23 protein-coding genes and 3 tRNA genes are annotated in these 22,195 nt (G+C 39.8%); 17 read left to right on the top strand and 9 right to left on the bottom strand.

The genetic code is table 11. The features are described 5' to 3' along the window. Window positions 1-143 precede the first annotated feature (143 nt). A complete protein-coding gene (locus tag MED121_RS18755; RefSeq protein ID WP_009835338.1) occupies window positions 144-422 on the bottom strand; it encodes a cold shock domain-containing protein in 279 nt (92 codons plus the stop codon). Between the two features lie 316 nt (window positions 423-738). Here MED121_RS18755 and clpS point away from each other — a divergent pair, with 316 nt between their 5' ends. Both clpS and clpA read left to right on the top strand, forming a co-directional pair. Further along, a complete protein-coding gene (clpS, locus tag MED121_RS18750; protein WP_009835337.1) occupies window positions 739-1,083 on the top strand; it encodes an ATP-dependent Clp protease adapter ClpS in 345 nt (114 codons plus the stop codon). A gap of 21 nt (window positions 1,084-1,104) precedes the next feature. Next, window positions 1,105-3,357: an ATP-dependent Clp protease ATP-binding subunit ClpA gene (gene clpA / locus MED121_RS18745; protein ID WP_009835336.1), complete on the top strand. Its 2,253-nt coding sequence runs from the start codon at window positions 1,105-1,107 to the stop codon at window positions 3,355-3,357. 64 nt (window positions 3,358-3,421) lie between these two features. On the opposite strand, the gene infA is transcribed toward clpA, so the two are convergent. After that, window positions 3,422-3,640: a translation initiation factor IF-1 gene (infA, locus tag MED121_RS18740; RefSeq protein ID WP_009835335.1), complete on the bottom strand. Its 219-nt coding sequence runs from the start codon at window positions 3,638-3,640 to the stop codon at window positions 3,422-3,424. A 271-nt stretch (window positions 3,641-3,911) separates the two neighbouring features. After that, window positions 3,912-4,637: a leucyl/phenylalanyl-tRNA--protein transferase gene (aat, locus tag MED121_RS18735; RefSeq protein ID WP_009835334.1), complete on the bottom strand. Its 726-nt coding sequence runs from the start codon at window positions 4,635-4,637 to the stop codon at window positions 3,912-3,914. A gap of 404 nt (window positions 4,638-5,041) precedes the next feature. Here aat and MED121_RS18730 point away from each other — a divergent pair, with 404 nt between their 5' ends. The 7 genes from MED121_RS18730 to cobA all read left to right on the top strand — a co-directional run bounded on the left by MED121_RS18730 (window position 5,042) and on the right by cobA (window position 13,764). Continuing rightward, window positions 5,042-5,965 carry a hypothetical protein gene (locus tag MED121_RS18730; protein ID WP_009835332.1) on the top strand — a complete coding sequence of 308 codons (924 nt, stop codon included), beginning with the start codon at window positions 5,042-5,044 and terminating at the stop codon, window positions 5,963-5,965. A gap of 209 nt (window positions 5,966-6,174) precedes the next feature. Continuing rightward, entirely contained in the window at window positions 6,175-9,015 is a 2,841-nt protein-coding gene (locus tag MED121_RS18725) for a DNA translocase FtsK (RefSeq protein WP_009835331.1), read from the top strand. A 28-nt stretch (window positions 9,016-9,043) separates the two neighbouring features. Continuing rightward, window positions 9,044-9,667, top strand: a complete 624-nt coding sequence (lolA, locus tag MED121_RS18720; RefSeq protein WP_009835330.1) for an outer membrane lipoprotein chaperone LolA — start codon at window positions 9,044-9,046, stop codon at window positions 9,665-9,667. Further along, window positions 9,667-11,013, top strand: coding sequence for a replication-associated recombination protein A (locus MED121_RS18715; protein WP_009835329.1), 1,347 nt, complete (start codon window positions 9,667-9,669; stop codon window positions 11,011-11,013). Before lolA ends, MED121_RS18715 begins: the two co-directional genes overlap by 1 nt. 93 nt (window positions 11,014-11,106) lie before the next feature. After that, window positions 11,107-11,481: a fluoride efflux transporter CrcB gene (crcB, locus tag MED121_RS18710; RefSeq protein WP_116371671.1), complete on the top strand. Its 375-nt coding sequence runs from the start codon at window positions 11,107-11,109 to the stop codon at window positions 11,479-11,481. 147 nt (window positions 11,482-11,628) lie between these two features. Next, window positions 11,629-12,936: a serine--tRNA ligase gene (gene serS, locus MED121_RS18705; RefSeq protein ID WP_009835327.1), complete on the top strand. Its 1,308-nt coding sequence runs from the start codon at window positions 11,629-11,631 to the stop codon at window positions 12,934-12,936. 78 nt (window positions 12,937-13,014) lie between these two features. Beyond that, complete coding sequence (gene cobA, locus MED121_RS18700) at window positions 13,015-13,764, top strand: uroporphyrinogen-III C-methyltransferase (RefSeq protein WP_009835326.1); 750 nt, start codon at window positions 13,015-13,017, stop codon at window positions 13,762-13,764. A gap of 14 nt (window positions 13,765-13,778) precedes the next feature. Here the strand turns inward: cobA and MED121_RS18695 are convergent, their stop codons facing one another. The 6 genes from MED121_RS18695 to raiA all read right to left on the bottom strand — a co-directional run bounded on the left by MED121_RS18695 (window position 13,779) and on the right by raiA (window position 16,412). Further along, the gene (locus tag MED121_RS18695) at window positions 13,779-14,099 is read right to left on the bottom strand and encodes a TusE/DsrC/DsvC family sulfur relay protein (RefSeq protein WP_009835325.1); all 321 of its coding nucleotides are present in this window, start codon (window positions 14,097-14,099) and stop codon (window positions 13,779-13,781) included. A 7-nt stretch (window positions 14,100-14,106) separates the two neighbouring features. Next, window positions 14,107-14,394 (bottom strand): DsrH/TusB family sulfur metabolism protein, encoded by a 288-nt coding sequence (locus MED121_RS18690; RefSeq protein ID WP_009835324.1) that lies wholly within the window; start codon window positions 14,392-14,394, stop codon window positions 14,107-14,109. Between the two features lie 2 nt (window positions 14,395-14,396). Then, on the bottom strand, window positions 14,397-14,744 hold the full coding sequence (locus tag MED121_RS18685) for a DsrE family protein (protein ID WP_036181327.1): 348 nt from the start codon (window positions 14,742-14,744) through the stop codon (window positions 14,397-14,399). A gap of 7 nt (window positions 14,745-14,751) precedes the next feature. After that, window positions 14,752-15,144: a sulfurtransferase complex subunit TusD gene (tusD, locus tag MED121_RS18680; protein ID WP_009835322.1), complete on the bottom strand. Its 393-nt coding sequence runs from the start codon at window positions 15,142-15,144 to the stop codon at window positions 14,752-14,754. Between the two features lie 94 nt (window positions 15,145-15,238). Continuing rightward, window positions 15,239-15,898: a Bax inhibitor-1/YccA family protein gene (locus tag MED121_RS18675; RefSeq protein ID WP_036181222.1), complete on the bottom strand. Its 660-nt coding sequence runs from the start codon at window positions 15,896-15,898 to the stop codon at window positions 15,239-15,241. 196 nt (window positions 15,899-16,094) lie between these two features. Then, on the bottom strand, window positions 16,095-16,412 hold the full coding sequence (raiA, locus tag MED121_RS18670; protein WP_009835320.1) for a ribosome-associated translation inhibitor RaiA: 318 nt from the start codon (window positions 16,410-16,412) through the stop codon (window positions 16,095-16,097). 233 nt (window positions 16,413-16,645) lie between these two features. On the opposite strand from raiA, the gene MED121_RS18665 reads away from it, so the two are divergent. The 8 genes from MED121_RS18665 (at window position 16,646) to MED121_RS18630 (ending at window position 22,146) form a co-directional block, all read left to right on the top strand. Then, window positions 16,646-17,572: a DnaT-like ssDNA-binding domain-containing protein gene (locus MED121_RS18665; RefSeq protein ID WP_009835319.1), complete on the top strand. Its 927-nt coding sequence runs from the start codon at window positions 16,646-16,648 to the stop codon at window positions 17,570-17,572. Continuing rightward, window positions 17,538-18,284, top strand: coding sequence for a replication protein P (locus MED121_RS18660; RefSeq protein WP_009835318.1), 747 nt, complete (start codon window positions 17,538-17,540; stop codon window positions 18,282-18,284). Before MED121_RS18665 ends, MED121_RS18660 begins: the two co-directional genes overlap by 35 nt. Window positions 18,285-18,464: 180 nt before the next feature. Then, on the top strand, window positions 18,465-19,115 hold the full coding sequence (gene uvrY / locus MED121_RS18655) for a UvrY/SirA/GacA family response regulator transcription factor (protein WP_036181221.1): 651 nt from the start codon (window positions 18,465-18,467) through the stop codon (window positions 19,113-19,115). Window positions 19,116-19,267: 152 nt separating this feature from the next. Continuing rightward, complete coding sequence (gene uvrC, locus MED121_RS18650; protein ID WP_009835315.1) at window positions 19,268-21,088, top strand: excinuclease ABC subunit UvrC; 1,821 nt, start codon at window positions 19,268-19,270, stop codon at window positions 21,086-21,088. 94 nt (window positions 21,089-21,182) lie between these two features. After that, complete coding sequence (gene pgsA / locus MED121_RS18645) at window positions 21,183-21,743, top strand: CDP-diacylglycerol--glycerol-3-phosphate 3-phosphatidyltransferase (RefSeq protein ID WP_036181219.1); 561 nt, start codon at window positions 21,183-21,185, stop codon at window positions 21,741-21,743. A 116-nt stretch (window positions 21,744-21,859) separates the two neighbouring features. After that, window positions 21,860-21,934 (top strand) — tRNA-Gly (locus MED121_RS18640). A gap of 21 nt (window positions 21,935-21,955) precedes the next feature. After that, window positions 21,956-22,029, top strand: a tRNA-Cys gene (locus tag MED121_RS18635). Between the two features lie 30 nt (window positions 22,030-22,059). Beyond that, window positions 22,060-22,146 (top strand) — tRNA-Leu (locus MED121_RS18630). Window positions 22,147-22,195: the final 49 nt, after the last annotated feature.

Below are 22,195 nucleotides of genomic sequence, written 5' to 3'. Positions count from 1 at the left end.
ATAGGAATTTTACTAATCAATTGGTCTGATTAGTAAGGTGGATAGATAGGAGGTTAATCACTAACAGTCCATCTTACTAATCACAGTCTTTCTTCTCATTCAAGTGTAACTACTTTATATGTCGTGCATTATTGGTTAATTAATTAGGCATTTACTGATATTTTGGGAGATGCTGTCGCCTCATTGTTAACGTGTTGATGAAGGGTCTTGTCTTCATCTATTTCAGGCATGATATCAACGGCATGAAGCCCTTGTTTACCTGGAGAGGTTTTGAAGCTGACAGACTGTCCTGCTTTAAGGGTTTTGTATCCATCAATTAAAATGGATGAGTAGTGAATAAATAGATCTTCTTCAAAGCTTTCTGAAACGATGAATCCATATCCTTTGGCATTATTGAACCACTTTACTGTTCCATGGTGCATACATCACTCCGTTTAAGATAATTTTTAACCTTTTAAAAATCTTTGTTTTCAGCCTTCTCTTTATAAAGCTTGGCCTTTATTAACATGCCGCTATATGCGGACTAAATACCATCTATAATTAGCTTACTTTTTAATTTAAAGTTTTATTTCCTCAGCGCATGACTTTCGTTAAAGAAAAGCGTAGAAGTAGATAATGGCTTTGTAAAATGAAAGGGAAAACTTTGTTTTTTCTTAGGAGAACTTGTTTGTATTAAAGAAGTCTCCATATAGATAATTAGCTAATTAAATTTTAATTTTTGTAATTCAGAGACCTGGAATGAATCTAAACCAACAAATTCGACTAACCTTAGATAACGAGCAAGGAGATATAGGTGTAGTACTTGCTCCTGAGGAGACTGAGTTAAAACCACCTTCAATGTACCAAGTGGTGTTATTGAATGATGATTTCACACCAATGGACTTTGTAGTTTTCGTATTACAAAAGTTCTTTTATATGGATGGTGAGAAAGCACAGAAGGTAATGCTTGAAGTTCACAATAAAGGTAAGGGTGTATGTGGGGTATACCCATTTGATATTGCAGAAACAAAAGTCGCAATGGTTCAGCAGTTTGTAGAACAAAATGAACACCCCTTGATGTGCGATTTGCAAAAAGTCGACTGATTTTAGAGAGAGGGTACACCTATGTTAGATAAAGAATTAGAGCAAACCCTAAACAGTGCATTTAAACTAGCACGAGATAAACGTCACGAGTTTATGACAGTAGAACATCTGTTGTTGGCTCTTACAGAAAATGATGCCGCGTCAGTTGTGCTGAGTTCATGCGGTGTTAATTTAGATATGCTAAGACAAGAATTAATTGAGTTTGTTGATAGTACTACGCCACTTATTCCTGAAGATGATGCCGAAAGAGAAGTGCAGCCAACTTTAGGTTTTCAGCGAGTATTACAACGTGCTGTTTTTCATGTTCAGTCTTCTGGCAAGAGAGAGGTAACGGGCGCGAATGTCTTGGTTGCTATTTTTAGTGAGCAAGAGAGTCAGGCTGTTTATTTATTGAAGCGTCAAGGCGTTGCTCGTATTGATGTGGTTAATTATGTTGCTCACGGCATCTCTAAAGTAGGTGATCAGCCTACTCAAGATTCGGTGGAGCATGAGGAAGAAGGAGATGACAACGGTGCTCCTTTGCAAAAATATGCCCTTAACTTAAATGAAGAAGCAAAATCAGGGAACATAGATAATTTAATTGGTCGAGATTACGAAGTGTCAAGGGTTGTACAAACTTTATCTCGACGTCGTAAAAATAACCCTCTATTGGTGGGTGAGTCTGGTGTAGGTAAAACTGCCATAGCAGAAGGGCTCGCTAAACGTATTGTTGATGGCGATGTGCCTGATGTGATTAAAGATGGTGTGGTTTACTCTTTAGATTTAGGGGCCTTGCTAGCTGGTACTAAATATCGAGGTGACTTTGAAAAACGATTAAAGCATTTACTGGGTGAGTTAAAAAAACAACCAAATGCCATTTTATTTATTGATGAAATTCATACAATAATTGGTGCAGGAGCCGCTTCCGGTGGTGTGATGGATGCATCTAACCTGTTAAAACCTGTATTAGGTGCGGGTGGGCTTAGATGTATTGGCTCGACGACATTTCAAGAGTTTCGTGGTGTTTTTGAAAAAGATCATGCTTTAGCAAGACGTTTTCAAAAAATTGATGTAAATGAACCTAGCATTGACGATACCTATCAGATATTAAAAGGGATTTCGGGGGCATTTGAAGCTCATCATGAAATTAAATATGAAGAGCCTGCTTTATTAGCTGCTGCTGAACTTGCTTCTAAATATATTACTGACCGTCATATGCCAGATAAGGCGATTGATGTGATTGACGAGGCCGGTGCTTTTCAGCGACTGCAGAAGGATGACAGTCGTAAAGATGTAATCACGGTAGAAGATATCGAAGATATTGTTTCTAAAATTGCACGTGTGCCAGTGAAGTCGGTTAATACTGATGATAGAAAAGTACTTGAGAACTTAGAGCGCAATTTAAAAATGGTTGTATTTGGTCAAGATCAAGCCATTGAGTCTCTTGCTGATGCAATTAAGCTTTCTCGTGCGGGGTTAAAAGCGGATCAAAAACCAATTGGTTCATTCTTAATGGCAGGACCAACCGGTGTTGGTAAAACAGAGGTAACAAGACAGCTGGCTAAGCAGCTAGGAGTTGAGTTGATCCGTTTTGATATGTCTGAGTACATGGAAAGACATGCTGTTTCTCGCTTGATTGGCGCGCCTCCAGGTTATGTGGGTTTTGATCAGGGTGGTTTGCTGACAGAAGCGGTGACTAAACAGCCTCACAGTGTTGTGCTACTTGATGAGATTGAGAAAGCACACCCTGAAGTCTTTAATCTGCTATTACAAGTTATGGATCATGGTACTTTAACGGATAATAATGGCCGTAAAGCCGATTTTAGAAATGTTATTTTAGTAATGACATCAAATGCTGGGGCTGAAGTGTTAGCCAAGCGTTCGATTGGCTTCTCTAATCAAGATAATTCGACTGACGGTATGGAAGTCATTAATAAGACTTTTACCCCCGAATTTAGAAACCGTCTTGATGCTGTGATTCAGTTTAATCAATTAGATGAAAAAGTTATTTTTAATGTGGTTGATAAGTTCTTGGTTGAATTACAGGCTCAGCTTGATCCTAAAGGTGTTCTAATGGACGTTTCAGACGAAGCTAGGGGATGGTTAGCAAGTAAAGGTTATGATAGACAAATGGGAGCAAGGCCAATGGCTCGGGTGATTCAGGAACACCTGAAGAAGCCGTTAGCAGATAAGATTCTTTTTGGTGATCTTCATACAGGAGGGAATGTTATTGTGAAGCTAGATGAAGAGCTTGATGAATTAGCTTTTGAAATAGAAAAAGAAGCGGTTGTCTGATCGCTTCTTTAGACATAAAAAAACCGAACTAAGTTCGGTTTTTTTATGTCTTGCTGGCTTGAAATTAGCGAGAACGATAAACGATACGACCTTTAGATAGATCGTAAGGTGTTAGTTCTACTTTTACTTTATCGCCAGTAAGAATACGAATGTAGTTCTTTCTCATTTTTCCAGAGATATGAGCTGTCACTACGTGTCCGTTTTCAAGTTCTACGCGAAACATGGTATTAGGCAGTGTATCAATGATAGTGCCTTCCATTTCTATGCTTTCTTCTTTTGCCACAATATGTGTCCTATGGTGTTATAAGTTTTTTAGTTCGTCCAAGCTTAAAGTCATTAATCATGCACTTTTGCAGAACGACTACAGGTCTGAACTTTTGATGTCTCACCTGTTTAGGCGAAGTTTAATTCGACAGTATTTGCTTAGTTTAAATAAATACTAGGAAATACGCCTAAAATAAATCGCGCATATTTTGCCTAAAAATTGCCAATTAGGCAAACGCTTCTCTAAAACAAGCAATAAAATAAATATTTAAACCGATTTTTTAATCGAATTATTCAACTTTGAAGTTTAATTGGTCGATTTTTAGGAGCTCTGTATTTTTACACTTGGTAGGTATTGCTTGTTTTAATTGCTGGATAAAGTCATTTCGGGGAATTAACCTAGCACCTAAAGACATTAGGTGATCTGATTCTACTTGGCAGTCAATATATTTAATACCGAGAATATCTGCGTTTAGACAGAGGCTATGAAGGGCAAGCTTGGACGCATTAGCCTCTAGAGAAAACATCGATTCACCAAAAAAGAACTCACCCAAGGCAATTCCGTATAGGCCTCCAATTAAGCTTTCGTCTTTCCAGACCTCAATTGAGTGGGCGAATCCTAGTTTGTGAAGAAGTGTAAAGGCTTGCTGAATATCATTAGAGATCCAAGTGCCTTCCATTTCCTGTCGTTGTTGTCGGCAGTATTGGATTGTTTCATGAAAGGCCGTGTTGATTTTTATCGATCCAGAAAACCTTTTCGTGTGTTTTTTTAAAGATTTGGATAAATGAAATTCATAGGGTAGTAGTTGACATCTTTGAGCTGGGTGCCACCATAAAATTGGGTCAGCATCACTGTACCAAGGAAAAAATCCATGTTGATATAGATGAATTAGGCGCTCAGTTGTTAAGTCACCTCCAATAGCAGAAAGTCCCTCTGGGTCATCTAGTGCAAGTTGAGGATTTGGAAGCTCATAAATGTCTTCAGATAAAATTAAAAGCTGCTTTTCTAGGCTCATTATCAGGCTATTTTCTGTTTGATTGTTAATTTTTGTTTTCTTGATTGAAATTTTAATTTATTCATTTTTTATCGGCAAAATAGAGAAAATCTTGAGGATTTTTTAGCTTAAGTCGAATAAAACATAAAAAATGCAAAAAATAAGAAAAAAATGTTGATGAATGCTTGACCTACAAAGGAAAACTTGGTTTTAATCAACCCAGTCTTAAATGGCGTCAAATTCGAGTTAAGGGAATTTACCTTGGCGAGATGACGGTTGACTTTTTTGAACTAACTGTCATAAAAATGACACTGACGGGTTTTAGTATTTCAGAGTCGTTGATTTTTCAGCGTTTCTTCGATAGGTTATTTAAAGCCTTTCGAAAGGTCTAAAAGCCAAAAATATAATATAAAGGGGAATCTTGAATGAAAGCGATTAAACTTGCTTCTATCTTTGCAGTATCTGCTGTTGCAGCTGCTGTTTCTACAACGACTTTTGCAGCAGAACCAGTTTTTTCTGGTGAAGCTGGTGTTTCTTACACCGTTTATGGTGACGAAGATGAAAATGCTGCTGATACAGCTAGTGGTACTGATCCGGCTGAACTTGAGCTAGCGATCGATACTGGTGTAGTTTACATTGAAATTGAAATGGCTGGCGATGCTAATTCTGATGAAACTGTAAACATCGGTTTAGAAAAAGCATATGTAACACAAGGTGCTGTTCAGTTTGGTCGTTTTGACGGTACATTGTCTGATGCTGCTGCCCTAGGTGTAAATGAGAACTCTGGTATCGATATTATTGATACAACAGATACTGATGATACAGCAATTCGTTATTCAATTACTGATGAACTTACAGTAGCTATTGAAGCAACTGAAGGTCAAGATGGTACTGATGAAGAAGCAGCAACTGACACTTCACTTGCAGTTGAAGCATCAGACGCAATAGATTCTGAAGTTGGTGTTACATTGTCTTACATTGCAGATTTGGGTGCTGGAACATTCGGTATTTCAGGTGGTTCTGTAGGTGATGCAAATGCAATTAACGTTGGCTACTCAATGGATGTTGGTAGCACTACTTTTGCTGTTACTTATGGTACAGGTGAGACTGGAGCTGAGCTTGAAGAAGAAGCAGTAGCTGTAAGTGTTGAAATGACACCTACAGATGCAACTACTTTGAACATTGAATACACTTCTTACGAGTCAGAAACAGATGGTGTTGTTGATGAAGAGCTAGATGGTTTATATGTATATGCTTCATATACTGCTGGTGATCTAGAGTATTATGTCGAGCATTATGGTAAAGACTGGGGTGATAGCACTGCAGTAGGTGCTAAAGCTTCTTTCTAAGACCTACTTACTATAAGTAATTCTTAGTAAAGAAATCCAAAAAGCCAACCCTTCGGGTTGGCTTTTTTTATGTTAAGCTAGTCCTTTCTTAAATACCTACAATTTTTATTTCATTGTTTAGTCTTTTAAAATCCTGCCGATAACATTCTGAATATGAGATTATTTGAATGGGTTTATGTAATTAAAATCTTTTAGAATGGATAACGAGTATGAGTGAGTCGGTACGATCACCTGTTATAACTGCTTTTACAAAACAGGGTGTTGTTATAATCGCCTTGTTGCTATTTACCTTTTTTTGTTTTGCTACTTTTTCTTATGATGCTAATGATGCCGGTTGGTTTTATTCTGGCACTGGCGCACCTGTTCAAAACTCAATGGGAGCAATAGGTGCCACTTTAGCGGATCTGCTTTCAGCTTTTTTTGGTTCCCTTTTTGTATCTTTTCCTTTTATTTTCCTTCTAAGTGCTTTTGTTTGGTGGCGTAATTCAAACCATTTTCAGGCAATTACCAATGCTTCTTTGATGACAGTTGGGTGGTTGTTGTATTTATGTGCTGGTGCCGCGCTTTGTTTTTTACATTCTATTGGATATGACAATCTTCAATATGGTCATGGTGGCATTTTAGGTAAGGCTTTAGGGGGGCTTTTATTTCGTTGGATTGGCTATGATGGCACGACATTAGTGAGTTTGGCTTTATTTGTACTGTCTTTTACATTAATTAGCCAAGCACATTGGCCTGTGATTTTTGAAAGTCTAGGGGCTTTTACTCTTAAGCGATTAAATGCAATTAGTCGCAAAGCAAAGCATTTTAAAAATAAAGCTAGTATTGATGAAGTTTTTGAGCTGCAAGAGGAAGATGAGTTTGAAGAGCCTGCCTATAAACGAAAACAAAAGAAAATCAAACTTAATTTCAATGAATCTGATCAGGAAACGTCCTCATTAGCTAAGACATCAAAGCATTCACTGGATGAAAGTGAAGAACAAGATGATTTGCCAGAGCGCCCACCTTCAAAACTTAGTAAGTTAAAGTTGGCTTTGACTTCGCCTTTTCAAAAGTTACAGGCAAATGAACCCACTGGTGAAGGTAAGCAAGAGCTTGCTTCAACAGGCGCAATAAAAGCACCGGCGAATAAACAAAAAGAAGAGCCTAGTTTTGACTCGTTTGATGATATTGCCGTTGATAATGTTGATTTGGCGTTTAGTGACACCTTATATATTGAGGATGAGCCAAATTTAACTTCAGATTCGGGTGTTGATAAGGCCTCTAAACCTAGCTCTTTGGCTGATTCACCTAGTCGCCCCTTAAGTGATGATTTTTCTGATAGTAAAGAAGCTGAAGTGCAGAAAGTTGATGCACAAGAAAAGTTTGATTTAGGGTCTCAGGAAAGTCAGCTTTTATCTGCTGTACAAAAAAATACACTTAGTAAATCCCCTGTTGAAGGTTCTCTGGATTCACTTTCAGAATTAAATCATAGTAAACCTGCTGTAAAGACCTTATCAGAGGCAAAACAGCTCGATAAGCTAGCTAGTCAGGATCCAACAAGTCAGCATAAAGAGCCAATTGTTGAATACTCATTACCTGATAGGAGTGTGCTCACTCAGCCGCAACCTAAAAAAGGAGGTTATTCTGAAGAGCAGCTGCTTTCACTATCTGCACTCTTAGAGCAGCGATTGGCTGATTTTGGTGTAAAGGTTGAGGTAGTTGAAGTTAATCCTGGCCCTGTCATAACTCGCTTTGAAATACAGCCTGCGCCTGGGGTTAAAGTATCTCGTATCACTAATCTTGCGAAAGATTTGGCACGCTCTTTAAGTGTTATGAGTGTTAGGGTGGTTGAGGTTATTGCTGGTAAATCGACCATAGGGATAGAAATTCCTAATGATGTAAGGGATATCGTTTACTTCAGTGAGGTGATTAATTGTGATATTTACGATAATGCCACATCACCTTTAACAATCTCTTTGGGACATGATATTTCTGGCGAGCCTGTTGTGGTTGATTTGGCTAAAATGCCGCACTTGCTTGTCGCTGGTACAACGGGTTCTGGTAAGTCGGTAGGGGTTAATTCTATGATTATGAGTATGTTGCTCAAATCATCGCCCGATCAGGTCAGAATGATCATGGTTGATCCTAAAATGCTTGAGCTTTCAATTTATGAAGGGATCCCTCATTTACTTACACCTGTTATAACGGATATGAAAGATGCTGCGAATGGGCTTAGGTGGTCTGTCGATGAAATGGAGCGGCGCTACAAACTCATGTCTAAGTTAGGGGTAAGAAACTTAGCTGGCTTTAACAAAAAAGTTAGGGAAGCGATTGATGCTGGCCAACCTCTTGAGGACCCATTATGGCAGCCTGAGCATGATGCCATGTTCTCGCAAGAAGGGGTTGCCCGAAGTGTACCTTTGCTAGAGCCTTTACCTTATATTGTCATCGTGGTGGATGAATTTGCCGACATGATGATGATAGTGGGTAAAAAAGTGGAAGAGCTAATTGCTCGAATTGCACAAAAGGCGAGAGCGGCAGGGATTCATTTAATATTAGCAACACAAAGGCCTTCGGTTGATGTGATAACCGGTTTAATTAAGGCGAATGTGCCCACACGTATGGCATTCCAGGTGTCTTCAAAAATAGACTCTAGAACTATTTTGGATCAAGGTGGGGCTGATCAGTTATTAGGGCAAGGAGATATGCTTTATTTGCCTGCTGGTTTGCCAACACCAATTCGTGTGCATGGCGCCTTTGTATCGGATGAAGAAGTGCATGCTGTGGTTGAAGAATGGAAAAAGCGCGGAGAACCTCAATATATTTCTGATGTAGTGGTTAATCCAGAAGACTTAATGTCGGATGCTGGTTCTGAAGATAAGGATGCGCTTTATGATGAAGCAGTCGCCATAGTGATAGAAACACGTAAAGCGTCGATTTCATCGATTCAACGACGGTTGAAAATAGGTTATAACAGAGCAGCTAACTTGGTTGAAGCAATGGAGGCTGCTGGTCTGGTAAGTTCAATGGGAACTAATGGGCAAAGAGAAGTTCTCATACCAGAATAAGGTTTAATAGGTTTAAGTAGAAGATTAAATGATGCAAAAAATAGTGGTGTTATTAGCGATCCTTTTTTCAATAAATAGTATGGCTGCAACTGAATTGTTAACTCAATTATTAGAAACGAACCGTAATATTGAGGGTGAATTTAGACAAGTGACCTATGATGAGCAGGGCGAGCAACTGCAAGCAAACGAAGGTGTTTTTTTATTGGCAGAACCCAATCGATTTGTCTGGGATACAATTACCCCGTTTCCACAACGTATCATATCCAATGGTGAGTGGATTACAATATGGGATGTTGACCTTGAGCAAGCAACTCAAAAGCCTTTAGAAGGGGCTTTGGGGAATTCTCCTGCAGCACTTCTAGGTCAGCCTGCTAATGAAGTCTTGCCCCATTACAATATCTCTCAACTGGGAGAGCAGAGGTTTCGACTTGAACCAAAGGAAGAGGTTGACTTATTTTCGACACTTACCCTGTCCTTTAGACAAAATGCCATTGAAGCGATGAGTATTCAAGATAGCTTAGGGCAGACGACTGTGATTGAGTTTAAAAATGTGGAATCACACGATGGTGTTGCTGATGGTAATTTTCAAGTGGACTTACCTGCTGAAGTGGATCTGATTGTTGAGTCTGGCCTAATAAAAGAAGGTGCTTAATGCAGGATTTATTTGAGAGTCAATGGGATCTTTATGAGCCGTTAGCGGCTCGTATGCGCCCAAGGCAACTTTCAGATTATCTTGGTCAAGAGCACCTTGTAGGTGAAGGTAAACCGCTTAAACGCATGATAGAAACGGGGCGTTGTCATTCCTTTATACTCTGGGGGGCACCTGGGGTTGGTAAAACAACGTTTGCCAAATTATTATCTCATCAGTTACAGGCTCATTTTTTAGAGTTATCGGCGGTGATGTCTGGTGTCAAAGACATTAGAGCAGCGGTAGAGCAAGCCAAGCAGCATAAAATGATGAATGCTGGGCAAACGGTGCTTTTTGTTGATGAGGTGCATAGGTTTAATAAGTCTCAGCAAGATGCGTTTTTACCTTTTATTGAAGATGGCACTTTTTTATTTATTGGTGCAACAACTGAAAACCCTGCCTTTGAATTAAATTCAGCCTTACTCTCAAGAGCTAGGGTTTATAGTTTAAAAAAACCATCGCAAGACATTATTCGAACGGGTTTAGAGCGTGCCTTAAATGATTCTGAGCATGGTTATGGCAAAGAAAATATCCAAATCGAAGCGCGTTTTATTGATGCCATTGCCCATGCCGCCGACGGTGATGTGAGACGCTCACTCAATCTGCTTGAAGTCTTGGTTGATATGTCCTCTCAAGAAGGTGACTTTCAGCAGGTGACCGAAGCACAGTTAATTGATGTGCTAGGTCAGTCTTATCGTGCTTTTGATAAAGGGGGGGATGCTTTTTATGATCAAATTTCTGCTTTTCATAAATCTGTTCGAGGATCTTCGGCAGATGGCGCTCTTTATTGGATGGCTCGCATGTTGGATGGCGGTTGTGATCCCCTTTACATTGCTAGGCGTTTATTGGCTATCGCTTCAGAAGATGTTGGCAATGCAGACCCGAGAGCCCTTCAAATTGCTTTAAATGCATGGGATGTGTTTCATCGAGTTGGTCCTGGTGAGGGGAATAGGGCGATTGCTCAAGCGGCAGTTTACTTGGCTTGTGCGCCCAAAAGTAATGCGGTTTATTTAGCCTTTAATCAAGCGATGTCCAGTGTGGCTGATCAGCCAAGTTACGATGTTCCTAACCATTTAAGGAATGCACCAACGAAATTGGCAAAAGAAATGGGCCATGGAGAAGATTACCGATACGCTCATAATGAAGATAATGCCTTTGCTGCCGGTGAATCATATTTACCCCCTGAATTAGAAGGGCATACTTTTTATCAGCCTACTGATAGAGGACTTGAGAAAAAAATCTCAGAAAAAATGGCTTGGTTAGAGGCGCAGAATCAAGCGAGTACTAAGAAGCGATATGATGATCATTGAATGCTCCTTTGCTCTAAACGTTCGCTCCTTATGCTGAAGAGTGATACAGCTCAACCAATATTGAAACATAGCTAGTAAGGTATCAAAATAAATATGAGTGTATATTTAATGGTTGCTTTGGGCGGAGCATTGGGTGCAATGGGTCGCTTTTCTATCAGTAAATACTTCGCTCAATATAATCAAGGAGCTCTTCCTTGGGCGACGTTTTCCATTAACATTATTGGTTGTTTTTTTATCGGCGTTTTATTTGTCATGATGGCTGAGCGTTTGCATTTTCTAGAAGCATATCGGCCATTATTGGTTGTTGGCTTCTTAGGTGCGTTTACCACTTTTTCAACATTTTCATTAGAGATCGTTGTATTACTTAACCAGCAAGCCTGGTTGAGTGCCTTTAGTTATTTATTTTTAAGCTGTTTTTGTGGTGTTATGGCAAGCTTAATTGGAATTTTTGTGGCGAGATTGATTTAATTAGTGAATATCAGAAATCTTCTTGCTCAATTTCAAGTTTTTCGTAGTAATATACTCCCCCTAAAAGTATTTATTCATAGTTGATCTAATAAAGAGTGGGTAAACCTACCCATAATAGTTGGACATATAGAGGAAAGAGTTGCAGAAATGTTGGACATTAAAGCATTAAGAGCGGACCCAGAAGCGGTTGCTCTACGTCTCAAGAAAAAAGGTTTTGAACTAGACGTAGCCACATTTATTGGCTTAGAAGAGCGTCGTAAATCCATTCAGGTCGAAACTGAAAATCTGCAACAGTCCCGTAACTCTGTGTCCAAAGAAATTGGCATGGCAATGAAGAGTGGTGATAAGGACAAAGCGGCTGAGTTAAAAGCTCAAACAGCAAGTCTTGGTGATGACCTTGCTAATGCTAAGGAGCAATTATCACTTGTTCAGCATGAAATGGACTTGATTCTAGCCAGTATTCCCAATATTCCTCATGAGTCTGTTCCGGAAGGGGCCACTGAAGATGATAATATTGAGATTCGTCGCTGGGGTGATGTTCGTGAATTTTCATTTGAGCCAAAAGATCATGTAGATATTGGTGAGACGTTAGAGCAGCTGGATTTTGAAGCAGCGGTAAAAATAACGGGTTCTCGTTTTGCGGTGATGAGGCAAGACCTAGCTCGACTACATCGTGCCTTAACTCAGTTTATGATTAATACTCATGCAGACCAACATGGCTATACTGAAGTTTATGTGCCTTATTTGGTAAATGAGCACTCTTTGAAAGGCACGGGGCAGCTGCCTAAATTTGAGGCTGATTTGTTTAAAGTGCCTGTCGACAAAGAAAGTGGTAATAACGACCTTTATCTAATCCCAACAGCAGAAGTGCCTGTAACCAACTTGGTGCGTGATGAGATCTTAAATGATGCAGAACTGCATAAGAAGTATGTTGCTCATACGCCTTGTTTTAGAAGTGAGGCAGGTAGTTATGGTCGTGATACCCGTGGCATGATTAGGCAGCATCAATTTGAGAAGGTGGAACTTGTTCATGTTTGCCGTCCAGACCGTTCTGAGCAAGTACTTGAAGAGCTGATTACGGATGCCGAAGCAATATTGAAGAAGCTAAACTTACCCTATCGTACCGTCATTTTATGTGGTGGTGACTTAGGTTTCTCAGCCCATAAAACCTATGACATTGAAGTTTGGTTGCCTGGCCAAGGCAAATACCGTGAAATCTCTTCTTGTTCTAATATGGGAGACTTCCAAGCACGTCGTATGCAAGCTCGCTGGCGCAACCCTGAAACAGGGCGTCCGGAACTGGCACATACATTGAATGGTTCAGGCTTAGCTGTTGGTAGAACATTGGTTGCTGTTTTAGAAAATTATCAAAATGAAGATGGCTCTGTAAATGTACCTGACGTTCTTATTCCATATATGGGCGGCAAAACAAAACTGAGTGCGGTGTCTAAATAGTTAGTGAATGTTGACTAATGAATGAAAGGCGCCTCTTCAATAAGAGGCGTTTTTTTTGACTAAATATTTGAGAGAGATATGACTGGTAAGGTTTATTTAGTTGGGGGTGGCCCTGGAGATCCTGAGCTATTAACAATGAAGGCTCATAGGGTTTTAACTCAAGCGGATGTGGTGTTATATGACCGTCTTGTAGGGGATCAAATTATTGCATTGATTCCGCAAGCTGCTGAAGCCTTGTATGTAGGCAAGGCGAAATCTAAGCACAGCCTTCCACAAGAAGATATTAATAAGCTGCTATGCGAAAAAGCCAATGAAGGTAAAAACGTTGTTCGCTTAAAGGGTGGAGACCCCTTTATATTTGGGCGTGGCGGTGAAGAAATTGAAGAGTTAGTTGATGCTGGTGTTGCGTTTGAGGTAATCCCTGGTGTCACTGCAGCCGCGGGTTGTGCCGCTTATGCTGGTATCCCATTAACACATCGTGATTATGCCCAATCTGTGCGCTTTGTTACAGGACACCTCAAAGATGGGTCAACAGACCTTCCTTGGAACGAACTTGTTTATCCTGCCCAAACTCTCGTTATTTATATGGGATTAACAGGGCTTGCTGAAACCGCAGAGAAGTTGGTTCAACATGGCATGAAAGAATCTATGCCGGTAGCTGTGGTTGAAAAAGGGACCACAGATGCGCAGCGGGTATTTACATCAACCATTGCTGATATTACTCAGCTTGTTATAGATAATGACGTTAAATCCCCAAGCCTTCTAATTATTGGTGATGTGGTAAAGCTTCAACAGCGCTTATCTTGGTTTAATACCGACGCGAAATGATGCTCTGGTATTTTTTAAAGGCAATTTGCGGGTTTAGGTAAACCTGCAAGTTTTGCAATAAGTTTCGCTGGACTTCCTGGGAAAAGTTGCATGAGATACATGCTTTTACCTTTATCTGCACCTAGTTTTTTACCTACTGCTTTTACTAAGGGTCTCATGGCTGGTGAGACTTCATACTCTTGGTAGAAGTCTCTTAATAGCAAGATAATCTCCCAATGAGCTTGGGTTAATTCCATCTCTTCTTGTTCGGCGAGGTAGCTAGCAAGTTCCTCAGACCAATTTTTAAGGTCTATAAGGTAGCCTTCATTATCTAATAGTGATTCGTATGAATTCATATGGTTTTTACCAGGCTGTATGTTGTTCAAAATCTGCCGTTAATACTAACCATTGGTCTGGCGTAATGATTTCTACTTTATTGGTTTTGATGCCATAGCTTTCTATATATTCTTCTAGTGCGAAAACTTTTACGTTTAAGCTTTTAGCGTAATTTATAAGAGCGTCATTATTAAGGGTTCTTAATACTGCCTCTTCGATGAGAATGAGAGCATCTTGGGGATTTAGACTTTGTTTAAGCTCATTTTCTGTGTTTTCAATGTATTGTGCTTGGTTTAATTGATGAAGTCGAGGCATGCTTAAAACCTAAATGTATGTTGATATCGGGTTAACATTTTACCCCAATCTTGTTCTGAAAGTTGTGTGGCTAAAGGTGATATTTTTACCTCTTTAGCGCTAGCTTGCTTAGCAGGAATATAAAGCTTATCAAGATCGTAGAACTCAAAACTTGCTAACATCTTAAATAGTGCTTTGCCTTTTTCGTTATCTGGTAGTTGGTCTTGATGTAAGAGTGATACGCCAGCACCTGAGAAGGCTAAATCAACCTCTTGCTCAAATGTGGCTAATACCATGGCAAGGTCTAGTGCTTCTTTCACTTTGAACCCAGCGTAGGGGGAAGACGTAATGTGTATCAGTATGTTGCTCATTTTACCCTCACACAAAGCTAATGGTTTTATCACAATCATTCATCAAAGAGACTAAGGAGCCAAGTCCCTCAAGTTGGAATCCATGAGCTAAATTTGATGATTCTAGCTCATAGCGCTTTCCTTCATCAGAGCTAATCACGCCACGCCTTACTGCTGCTGCAATGCAAAGGAATAAATCAAAATCATTTTCTTTTGCTAAGTTTTGCCATGCAGCTTGCAAATTAAATTCATCTCTTGGATTTTGGATAAAGCTATTACCTAGCAAGACCGCATCCTGATAGAAGAAAACGCCCTTTAGCTCATGTTCTTGGCTTTGAGTGATTGCTTTAGCAAAAGTGAGAGCTGAGTGGCAGGCTTTGGTTTGGAAAGGGGAGCCATGGACAAAAAGAGCGTAAAGCATGTAAGTGCCTAGTAATGTCTATTAATAGAAAAACTAAAGGCCACATAAGCGGCCTTTAGTTAAAGTTTATATCTAATAATCTTATAAGATAAAATTAATCATCTCTTGCCATGCCAAGAAGGCTTAGTAGGCTGATAAATAAATTATAAATAGAGATAAACAAGGTTACAGTTGCCATGATGTAGTTTGTTTCACCACCACGAACAATTTCACCTGTTTGATATAAAATCATAGCGGCTGAAAATAAAGCAAAACCGGCTGATATGAAGATTTGTAGCGCTGGCATTTGCACAAAGAAGCCTAATATCATGGCAAATATGAGTACGAATACCCCAACAGTTAAAAAGCCGCTTAAGAAACTAAAGTCTTGTTTTGAGATAAGTGCATAAGCAGAAAGCCCAAGGAAAGCGAGACCCGTTAACGCCAAAGCACTCATTACCAAAGATGTGCCATTAGGCAGGCTTAAGTATGCGTTTAAGATTGGGCCAATGGTTATGCCCATGAAACCGGTTAAAGCAAAAACTAAAACAATACCAAGAGCACTGTTTTGAAATTTGCTGATCATAAATAACAAACCATAAAAACCAACTAAGGTGATGATAATACCTGGGTGTGGCAAGTTTAGAGACATGCTCAAACCCGCCATTAAAGCACTAAAAAGTAGAGTTATTGAAAGAAGCCCATAAGTGTTTCTTAGGGTTTTGTTTGCGACTTCTTGAGTTTGATTTGTACTAATTGTATCTGTGTAACGCATCTTGATCTCCATTAAGGTCAAATCTATATAGCTAATATGGAGATGCAAAGCTTAAAACTCAAGTCTTTGAGCGTAATTCGTTGTGATACTTTGTTAAAAAACTATGTCTATTCACTTATTTTAGGGTTTGAGTAAAAAAAAACACCGCTTTAAGCGGTGTTTTTAGAAGCTGGACTTAAAAAAGTCTGGTTAGTTATTAGGATGCGACCATGGGTTTTTGGTGGTTCGCATTCTGTCTGGTCTTGTGCTTATCAATTTGTCTTGCAAGCTTATCTGTCATGGCGTCGATTGCATGGAACATGCGATTTTCTGAAATGGCAGCGGCAAATAGCTCCTTACCTGGAAGATGAATGGTGGCCTCTGCTTTTTGTTCGTTGTTATCTTGCATGAGTGTGACTTGGATAGTGGTGATTTGATCGCTTAATCTACCTAACTTATCCATTTTCTCATTGATGTGTTCTTTTAAGGCGGGAGTGACGTCGACGTGGTGACCAGTAATATTAATTGTATACATACAACTTTCTCCTTGGCAAAGTTGGACCGATAAATAAGGTTTTTAAAAATAAAACTATACGGCACAGTTTCAGCATAGATTTCTGATAAATGCCTGTCAATACGCTTTAATCACTCTGTAACAAAAAAGTGTTTAGCCTCAATTTTGTAAAAGCAGCATCCTTTTAGTGCTTCAAATTAGTCAGTTTGCTACACTGCTAGTTTGATAAAACGCGGTTGAAGTAGAACACTCAAATGCCCAATAACGATTTTATATTACCCATTTCATTTCGTACTGCCCAAGAAATTGGTTTGGAAGAATCTGTTTTAATTTCATTCCTAGAGCAACATGCTTTTATGCTTTCAAATCGAACATTAGTGTTTGATTTAAATACTTTATCAGCCCAGCTACCTTTTTGGACTGGGCCTATGTTGCAAAGAATTTTATCTAGTTTGCAAGCAAATCAATTATTAAGCTTTGAACGTAATGGTGAGCAGCTAACCATTTTGTTAGACGGGCAACATGCTGTAAAAGAGCCTGATCATACTGCGACACATAATTTTGAAGCGGCACAAAAGCCCGTTTTAGCTCAGACTTCTAATGGAAGTGATGAGCTAGTAAATAAGTTGGACCGATTGCAGCGTCAGGCCAAAACGAATGACAGTCAGTCAATGACAGGTGCTACAGAGTTTAAACAAAGAAAAAATCTTGCAAGTTCTCATATGCAGTTTACTCATAAAAAAGAGCAAACTACTCGCTCGAATAGTTATGAATCTTTACCAAGAGTTACAAATAACTCTTGGCCTTCTGCGCAAAAAGGCTCAGATGATAAACGACGTGGTGTATCTGACTTTGATTTATACTTAGAGCAAAAAGAAAGAACGCGTCAGCCAGATCAATGGCAACCAGAAGAAAGCACCATAGAGCAAATTTCACAGGCGGGTATACAGCGACAGTTTGCCGCTCAGCTACTGCCTGAATTCCTTTTACGTATTAAAGAGCAAAGAAAAAACGTACGTACTTGGAACAGTGAATTTTTTAAATATGTAAAACGCCAATGGCAATACAAACAATCGGATCGATCGTCTTATGAAGGCACCCAAGGCAGCTCATACAATACTCGAACCTCTAAAGAACAAGTTAGCGATGCACTCACAAACATCCACGACACAGACTGGTAATAGCGAGCAAAATCAACAAGCAAAAGAAGAAGCGCAGCAGCAAACTCGTGTTTTAGTTAATATGTTATTTGCGCGTTTCAAGGCTGTTTATACTCATAAATTTGCGTCTGCTTATGCTAATCCAGATGAAGTGAAGCTTGCTAAAAGGGAGTGGGCAATTGCGATTAAAGGCTTTAAGGAGCCCTTACTTGCTTATGCGGTAGAGCGATCTAAAGAAACCTACGCTTGGCCTCCAACCATCGCTGAATTTTTACAGCTAATAGCAAAAGCTTACAGCGCTTACGGGTTAAATGACCCTAGAAGTGCGTATTTAGAAGCCTGCCAATGTCGGGTGAATCCATTAGAGTTTTCTTGGTCACACCCTGCTGTTTATCATGCTGGTGCAACGACTGGCTGGTACAGCCTTAAATCAGATGAGGAAGCCAAAACCTGGCCAGCATTTGAAAAAAACTATAGTGAAGTTGTTGATTTAATTGTTCAAGGGCAAGTGTTTGAAGTGCCCAGTGTTCCTTTAATAGAAAATCAGCAAGAAGATATAACAAGTAAATTAATCCCTGAATTGATTGAAAAAACGGGTTTGCCAGAAGGTGATATTGCTTGTTTACTTTATTACCTTAAAAAAACAAAAGGCACACAAATTAGAGCCAGATATCGAGCTAAAAGTCAGGCGGATTTAGAGCAAAAAGGGTTTGACATATCTCTACCTGAATAGGGATTTACATCGCGTTATTTTTAGGCTAGCTGTTTGAAAAATAAGCATTTCATATAAGTGAGCCGAGTTGCAATTGTGTTGATTTGTGTTTTTTTAAACTAATTTGACGAAACAATTTTAATTAGTTAAACGAATCCCTTATATTGAAAGCTTGCATAGGTTAGAAAGAGGTAAATCTAGGTGCTCAAGGTATTAATTGTTGATGATCACGAGATAGTGAGTACAGGGATCAGCCGCATGTTACAAGATGTGCCTAATTTGCAGGTTGTCGGTTGTGCATCAAGTGGTGAAGATGCGGTTTTACAAACTAAGGCTAAATTACCGGATATTGTGTTGATGGATGTCCATATGCCAGGCATTGGCGGTCTGGGTGCAACCAAAGAAATAAAACGCGTACTTCCTAAGACCAAAGTTATTGCTCTTTCTGCTTTGGATGATAACCCTTACCCCACCAAGCTGATTGAAGCGGGCGCCTCTGGTTACATTACCAAAGGAATTGCCCTAGACGAAATGATAGGTGCAATTGAAAAGGTCGCCAAAGGTGGAAAATACATCAGTTCTGATGTCGCTCAGAAAATGGCCCTGTCTCAAATGTCAAAAGAGGAAGGTGAATCTCCATTAGATAGCCTTTCAGATAGAGAATTACAAATCGCTCAAATGATAGTAGATTGTCGTAAAGTGCAAGATATTGCAGAAAAGCTGAATCTGAGTGCTAAGACAGTAAATACTTATCGCTACCGCTTATTCGAGAAACTTTCTATTGGAAGTGACGTTGAGCTTGCAAGGTTAGCCATGCGGCATAATCTACTGGGTGTAGGAACAGTAGACTAGCTGTCTACTTTCTCTTCATGACTCTCAAAAGCCCTTTTTAAAAGACCCTTTATAAGGGTCAACATCCCCCGCAAATTTTGATACATTATGGCCCTCATCATTTAACGTAAAGTTAGGTGTTCTAGAAGACAATTTTAGCTTTTGAGGTTTATTTGACTCATATCGAATTTGATGCGAAGCACTTTATTAGTAACCTTACAACCCGTCCAGGGGTTTACCGTATGTACGGTAAAGGTGAGTTGCTTTATGTCGGTAAAGCCAAAAACTTAAAAAATCGAGTTTCAAGTTACTTTAGAAATACGGGCCTAACGACGAAAACCATGGCCTTGGTAAATCGTATTGATGATATTGAAGTCACTTTAACTAAGAGTGAAACAGAAGCGCTTTTATTAGAGCAAACTCTGATAAAGCAACATCGTCCGCCTTACAATATTCTACTTCGCGATGATAAGTCGTATCCCTATATTTTGTTGTCTGAACATCAGCATCCCGCCTTATTATTTCGCCGTGGAGGTAAAGCGGGAGAAGGGAAACTATTTGGCCCTTTTCCAAGCGGTACCGCCGTTAGGGAAAGTCTAGCGACCATGCAAAAAGTGTTTAAAGTGCGTCAATGTGAAGATAGTTACTACGCTAATCGCTCAAGACCTTGTCTGCAGTATCAAATTAAACGTTGTTCCGCCCCATGTGTTGATCTTATTTCGGATCAAGCCTATGCCAATGATGTGCGACATACACGAATGTTTCTAGAAGGTAAGGATCAAGAGCTTCTGGGGGAAATTAGCCAAAACATGAGTGCTGCAGCGCAAGAAATGGAGTTTGAACGTGCTGCAGAGCTCCGAGATCAAATTACCCAGTTAAAACATATTCAAGAACAGCAATATGTTTATGGACAATCTGGTGAAGCCGATGTACTTGCTGCCTTGATTAAACCCGGTGGCCATTGTGTTCATGTCATGATGATTCGAGGAGGCAAGGTCGTTGGTAGTAAAAGCTACTATCCAAAAATGCCACTTGAGATGAATGAAGGTGAATTACTGACCAGTTTTATTGCTCAAACTTATATTGGTGGAGCACAAGACTTACCTAAATCATTGATATTAAGTCATGAATTTAATGATATGGATATCTTAAGCGCGGCCATATTTGAAACCAGCAAAAAGAAAGTGGAAATAAGTGCAAATGTCAGAGGTCAAAGGGCAAGATGGTTAGACTTGGCCAAGCTCAATGCCGAACAAGGGCTTCAGACGCGATTATTAGATAAAAAACATCATTTTAGCCGAGCCAGCGCCCTGCAGAAATTATTAGGCTTAAAAGAAGCGCCTCAACAAATGGAATGTTTTGATATCAGTCATTCTAGTGGTGAAGCTACTGTTGCCTCTTGTGTTGTATTTGGCCCAGAAGGGCCAGAGAAAAAACGCTATCGCTCTTTTAATATAGAGGGGGTAGAGCCTGGTGATGATTATGGTGCAATGAAACAAGCACTGACAAGGCGTTATAAAAGAGTGCAATCTGGCGAAATGACAGCGCCAGATGTATTGCTTGTCGATGGGGGTAAAGGTCAGCTTACTCAAGCGCAAGAAGTGCTTAAAGAGCTTGGCTTAGTGGACATCTTTTTATTAGGTGTGGCTAAGGGTGAAACTCGTAAACCTGGATTGGAAACCCTTTATATAGGTTCTAAAGAAGATGAGGTAGTATTACCTCCTGATTCAGCAGCGCTTCATCTCATTCAACATATTCGAGATGAGGCTCATAGGTTTGCAATTACTACCCACAGAAAACGACGTGATAAAAAACGTCGTCATTCGAGTTTAGAAGGGATACCTGGTGTTGGACCTACAAGACGTAAAAACTTATTGACGGCATTTGGTGGCATACAAGAGCTACAAGCAGCAAGCCAAGAGGAAATCAGTAAGGTTAAGGGGATCAGTGCTGGCATGGCTCAAGATATCTATGCCTTTCTCCATAAAACATAAATGTTATCATGCTAATTAATAGTATTATGACGCAAATATAAATCGATTTAATTAATCGCAAGATCAGCGATAACATAAGAAAAGCAGATAATAAATGAATATACCTAATATACTGACATCAATTCGAATCTTTATGATACCCATCTTGGTTGTCTTATATTATTTGCCTTGGGATGGTCGTTATGTCACCTGTGCGGCTATCTTTGCCGTTGCGGCAGCAACCGATTGGTTGGATGGCTATCTAGCGCGAAAACTGAATCAAACCTCTGCTTTTGGTGCTTTTTTTGACCCTGTCGCCGATAAACTTATGGTATCTATTGCCCTTGTATTACTGGTTGAGAGTTACGCTAACCCTCTGATGACAGTTGCAGCAGCAGTTATAGTGGGTAGAGAAATAGTCATATCGGCATTAAGGGAGTGGATGGCTGAAATGGGTAAGCGAGCCAGTGTGGCGGTTTCTTATGTGGGCAAACTAAAAACAACTTTGCAAATGCTCTCTATTTTTATTTTATTAGGCAATGAGCCAAATACTAAGTGGGCCAATATTGGTGAATTTGTTCTTATTTTGGCTGCTTTATTAACCTTATGGTCTATGTATGTCTATCTAAAAGCCGCTTGGCCACACCTAGCGCCATCAGTATCGGATAAAAAATAATCACTTAGAACAATTATTGATCTAAATAGAAATAAAACGCTAAGTTAATGGATTTATTTAGAATTATTGCTTGACGCAGGATGAGAAATACATAGAATATGCACCATCTTCTGAACGCGGGAATAGCTCAGTGGTAGAGCACAACCTTGCCAAGGTTGGGGTCGCGAGTTCGAGCCTCGTTTCCCGCTCCAGTAGAAGATAATCTGATTTAAGGCCGGATGGCAGAGTGGTCATGCAGCGGACTGCAACTCCGTCAACGCCGGTTCGATTCCGACTCCGGCCTCCATAATCAGAACATGTAGCAAAAGCTAGATGTGCCCGGGTGGCGAAATTGGTAGACGCACAAGACTTAAAATCTTGCGGTAGTAATACCGTACCGGTTCGATTCCGGTCCCGGGCACCATTTGGTGCCTTTTTTTATGCCTGTAATAAATTCAAACTTCCTCAATACC

Source organism: Marinomonas sp. MED121, from assembly GCF_000153025.1.
GTDB lineage: Bacteria > Pseudomonadota > Gammaproteobacteria > Pseudomonadales > Marinomonadaceae > Marinomonas.
The sequence above is the reverse complement of the archived record's forward strand: the minus strand, read 5'-3'. Positions and strand labels throughout refer to the sequence as shown.

Coding starts and splice junctions, on each gene's coding strand:
- MED121_RS18715 (WP_009835329.1), top strand. CDS start 9,667: ATGCAGGATTTATTTGAGAGTCAATGGGATCTTTATGAGCCGTTAGCG.
- MED121_RS18660 (WP_009835318.1), top strand. CDS start 17,538: ATGCACTCACAAACATCCACGACACAGACTGGTAATAGCGAGCAAAAT.
- aat (WP_009835334.1), bottom strand. CDS start 4,637: ATGAGCCTAGAAAAGCAGCTTTTAATTTTATCTGAAGACATTTATGAG.
- MED121_RS18755 (WP_009835338.1), bottom strand. CDS start 422: ATGCACCATGGAACAGTAAAGTGGTTCAATAATGCCAAAGGATATGGA.
- clpS (WP_009835337.1), top strand. CDS start 739: ATGAATCTAAACCAACAAATTCGACTAACCTTAGATAACGAGCAAGGA.
- MED121_RS18685 (WP_036181327.1), bottom strand. CDS start 14,744: ATGAGCAACATACTGATACACATTACGTCTTCCCCCTACGCTGGGTTC.
- serS (WP_009835327.1), top strand. CDS start 11,629: ATGTTGGACATTAAAGCATTAAGAGCGGACCCAGAAGCGGTTGCTCTA.
- pgsA (WP_036181219.1), top strand. CDS start 21,183: ATGAATATACCTAATATACTGACATCAATTCGAATCTTTATGATACCC.
- raiA (WP_009835320.1), bottom strand. CDS start 16,412: ATGTATACAATTAATATTACTGGTCACCACGTCGACGTCACTCCCGCC.
- MED121_RS18690 (WP_009835324.1), bottom strand. CDS start 14,394: ATGCCTCGACTTCATCAATTAAACCAAGCACAATACATTGAAAACACA.
- crcB (WP_116371671.1), top strand. CDS start 11,107: ATGAGTGTATATTTAATGGTTGCTTTGGGCGGAGCATTGGGTGCAATG.
- lolA (WP_009835330.1), top strand. CDS start 9,044: ATGATGCAAAAAATAGTGGTGTTATTAGCGATCCTTTTTTCAATAAAT.
- MED121_RS18665 (WP_009835319.1), top strand. CDS start 16,646: ATGCCCAATAACGATTTTATATTACCCATTTCATTTCGTACTGCCCAA.
- MED121_RS18725 (WP_009835331.1), top strand. CDS start 6,175: ATGAGTGAGTCGGTACGATCACCTGTTATAACTGCTTTTACAAAACAG.
- cobA (WP_009835326.1), top strand. CDS start 13,015: ATGACTGGTAAGGTTTATTTAGTTGGGGGTGGCCCTGGAGATCCTGAG.
- MED121_RS18695 (WP_009835325.1), bottom strand. CDS start 14,099: ATGAATTCATACGAATCACTATTAGATAATGAAGGCTACCTTATAGAC.
- tusD (WP_009835322.1), bottom strand. CDS start 15,144: ATGCTTTACGCTCTTTTTGTCCATGGCTCCCCTTTCCAAACCAAAGCC.
- MED121_RS18730 (WP_009835332.1), top strand. CDS start 5,042: ATGAAAGCGATTAAACTTGCTTCTATCTTTGCAGTATCTGCTGTTGCA.
- clpA (WP_009835336.1), top strand. CDS start 1,105: ATGTTAGATAAAGAATTAGAGCAAACCCTAAACAGTGCATTTAAACTA.
- MED121_RS18675 (WP_036181222.1), bottom strand. CDS start 15,898: ATGCGTTACACAGATACAATTAGTACAAATCAAACTCAAGAAGTCGCA.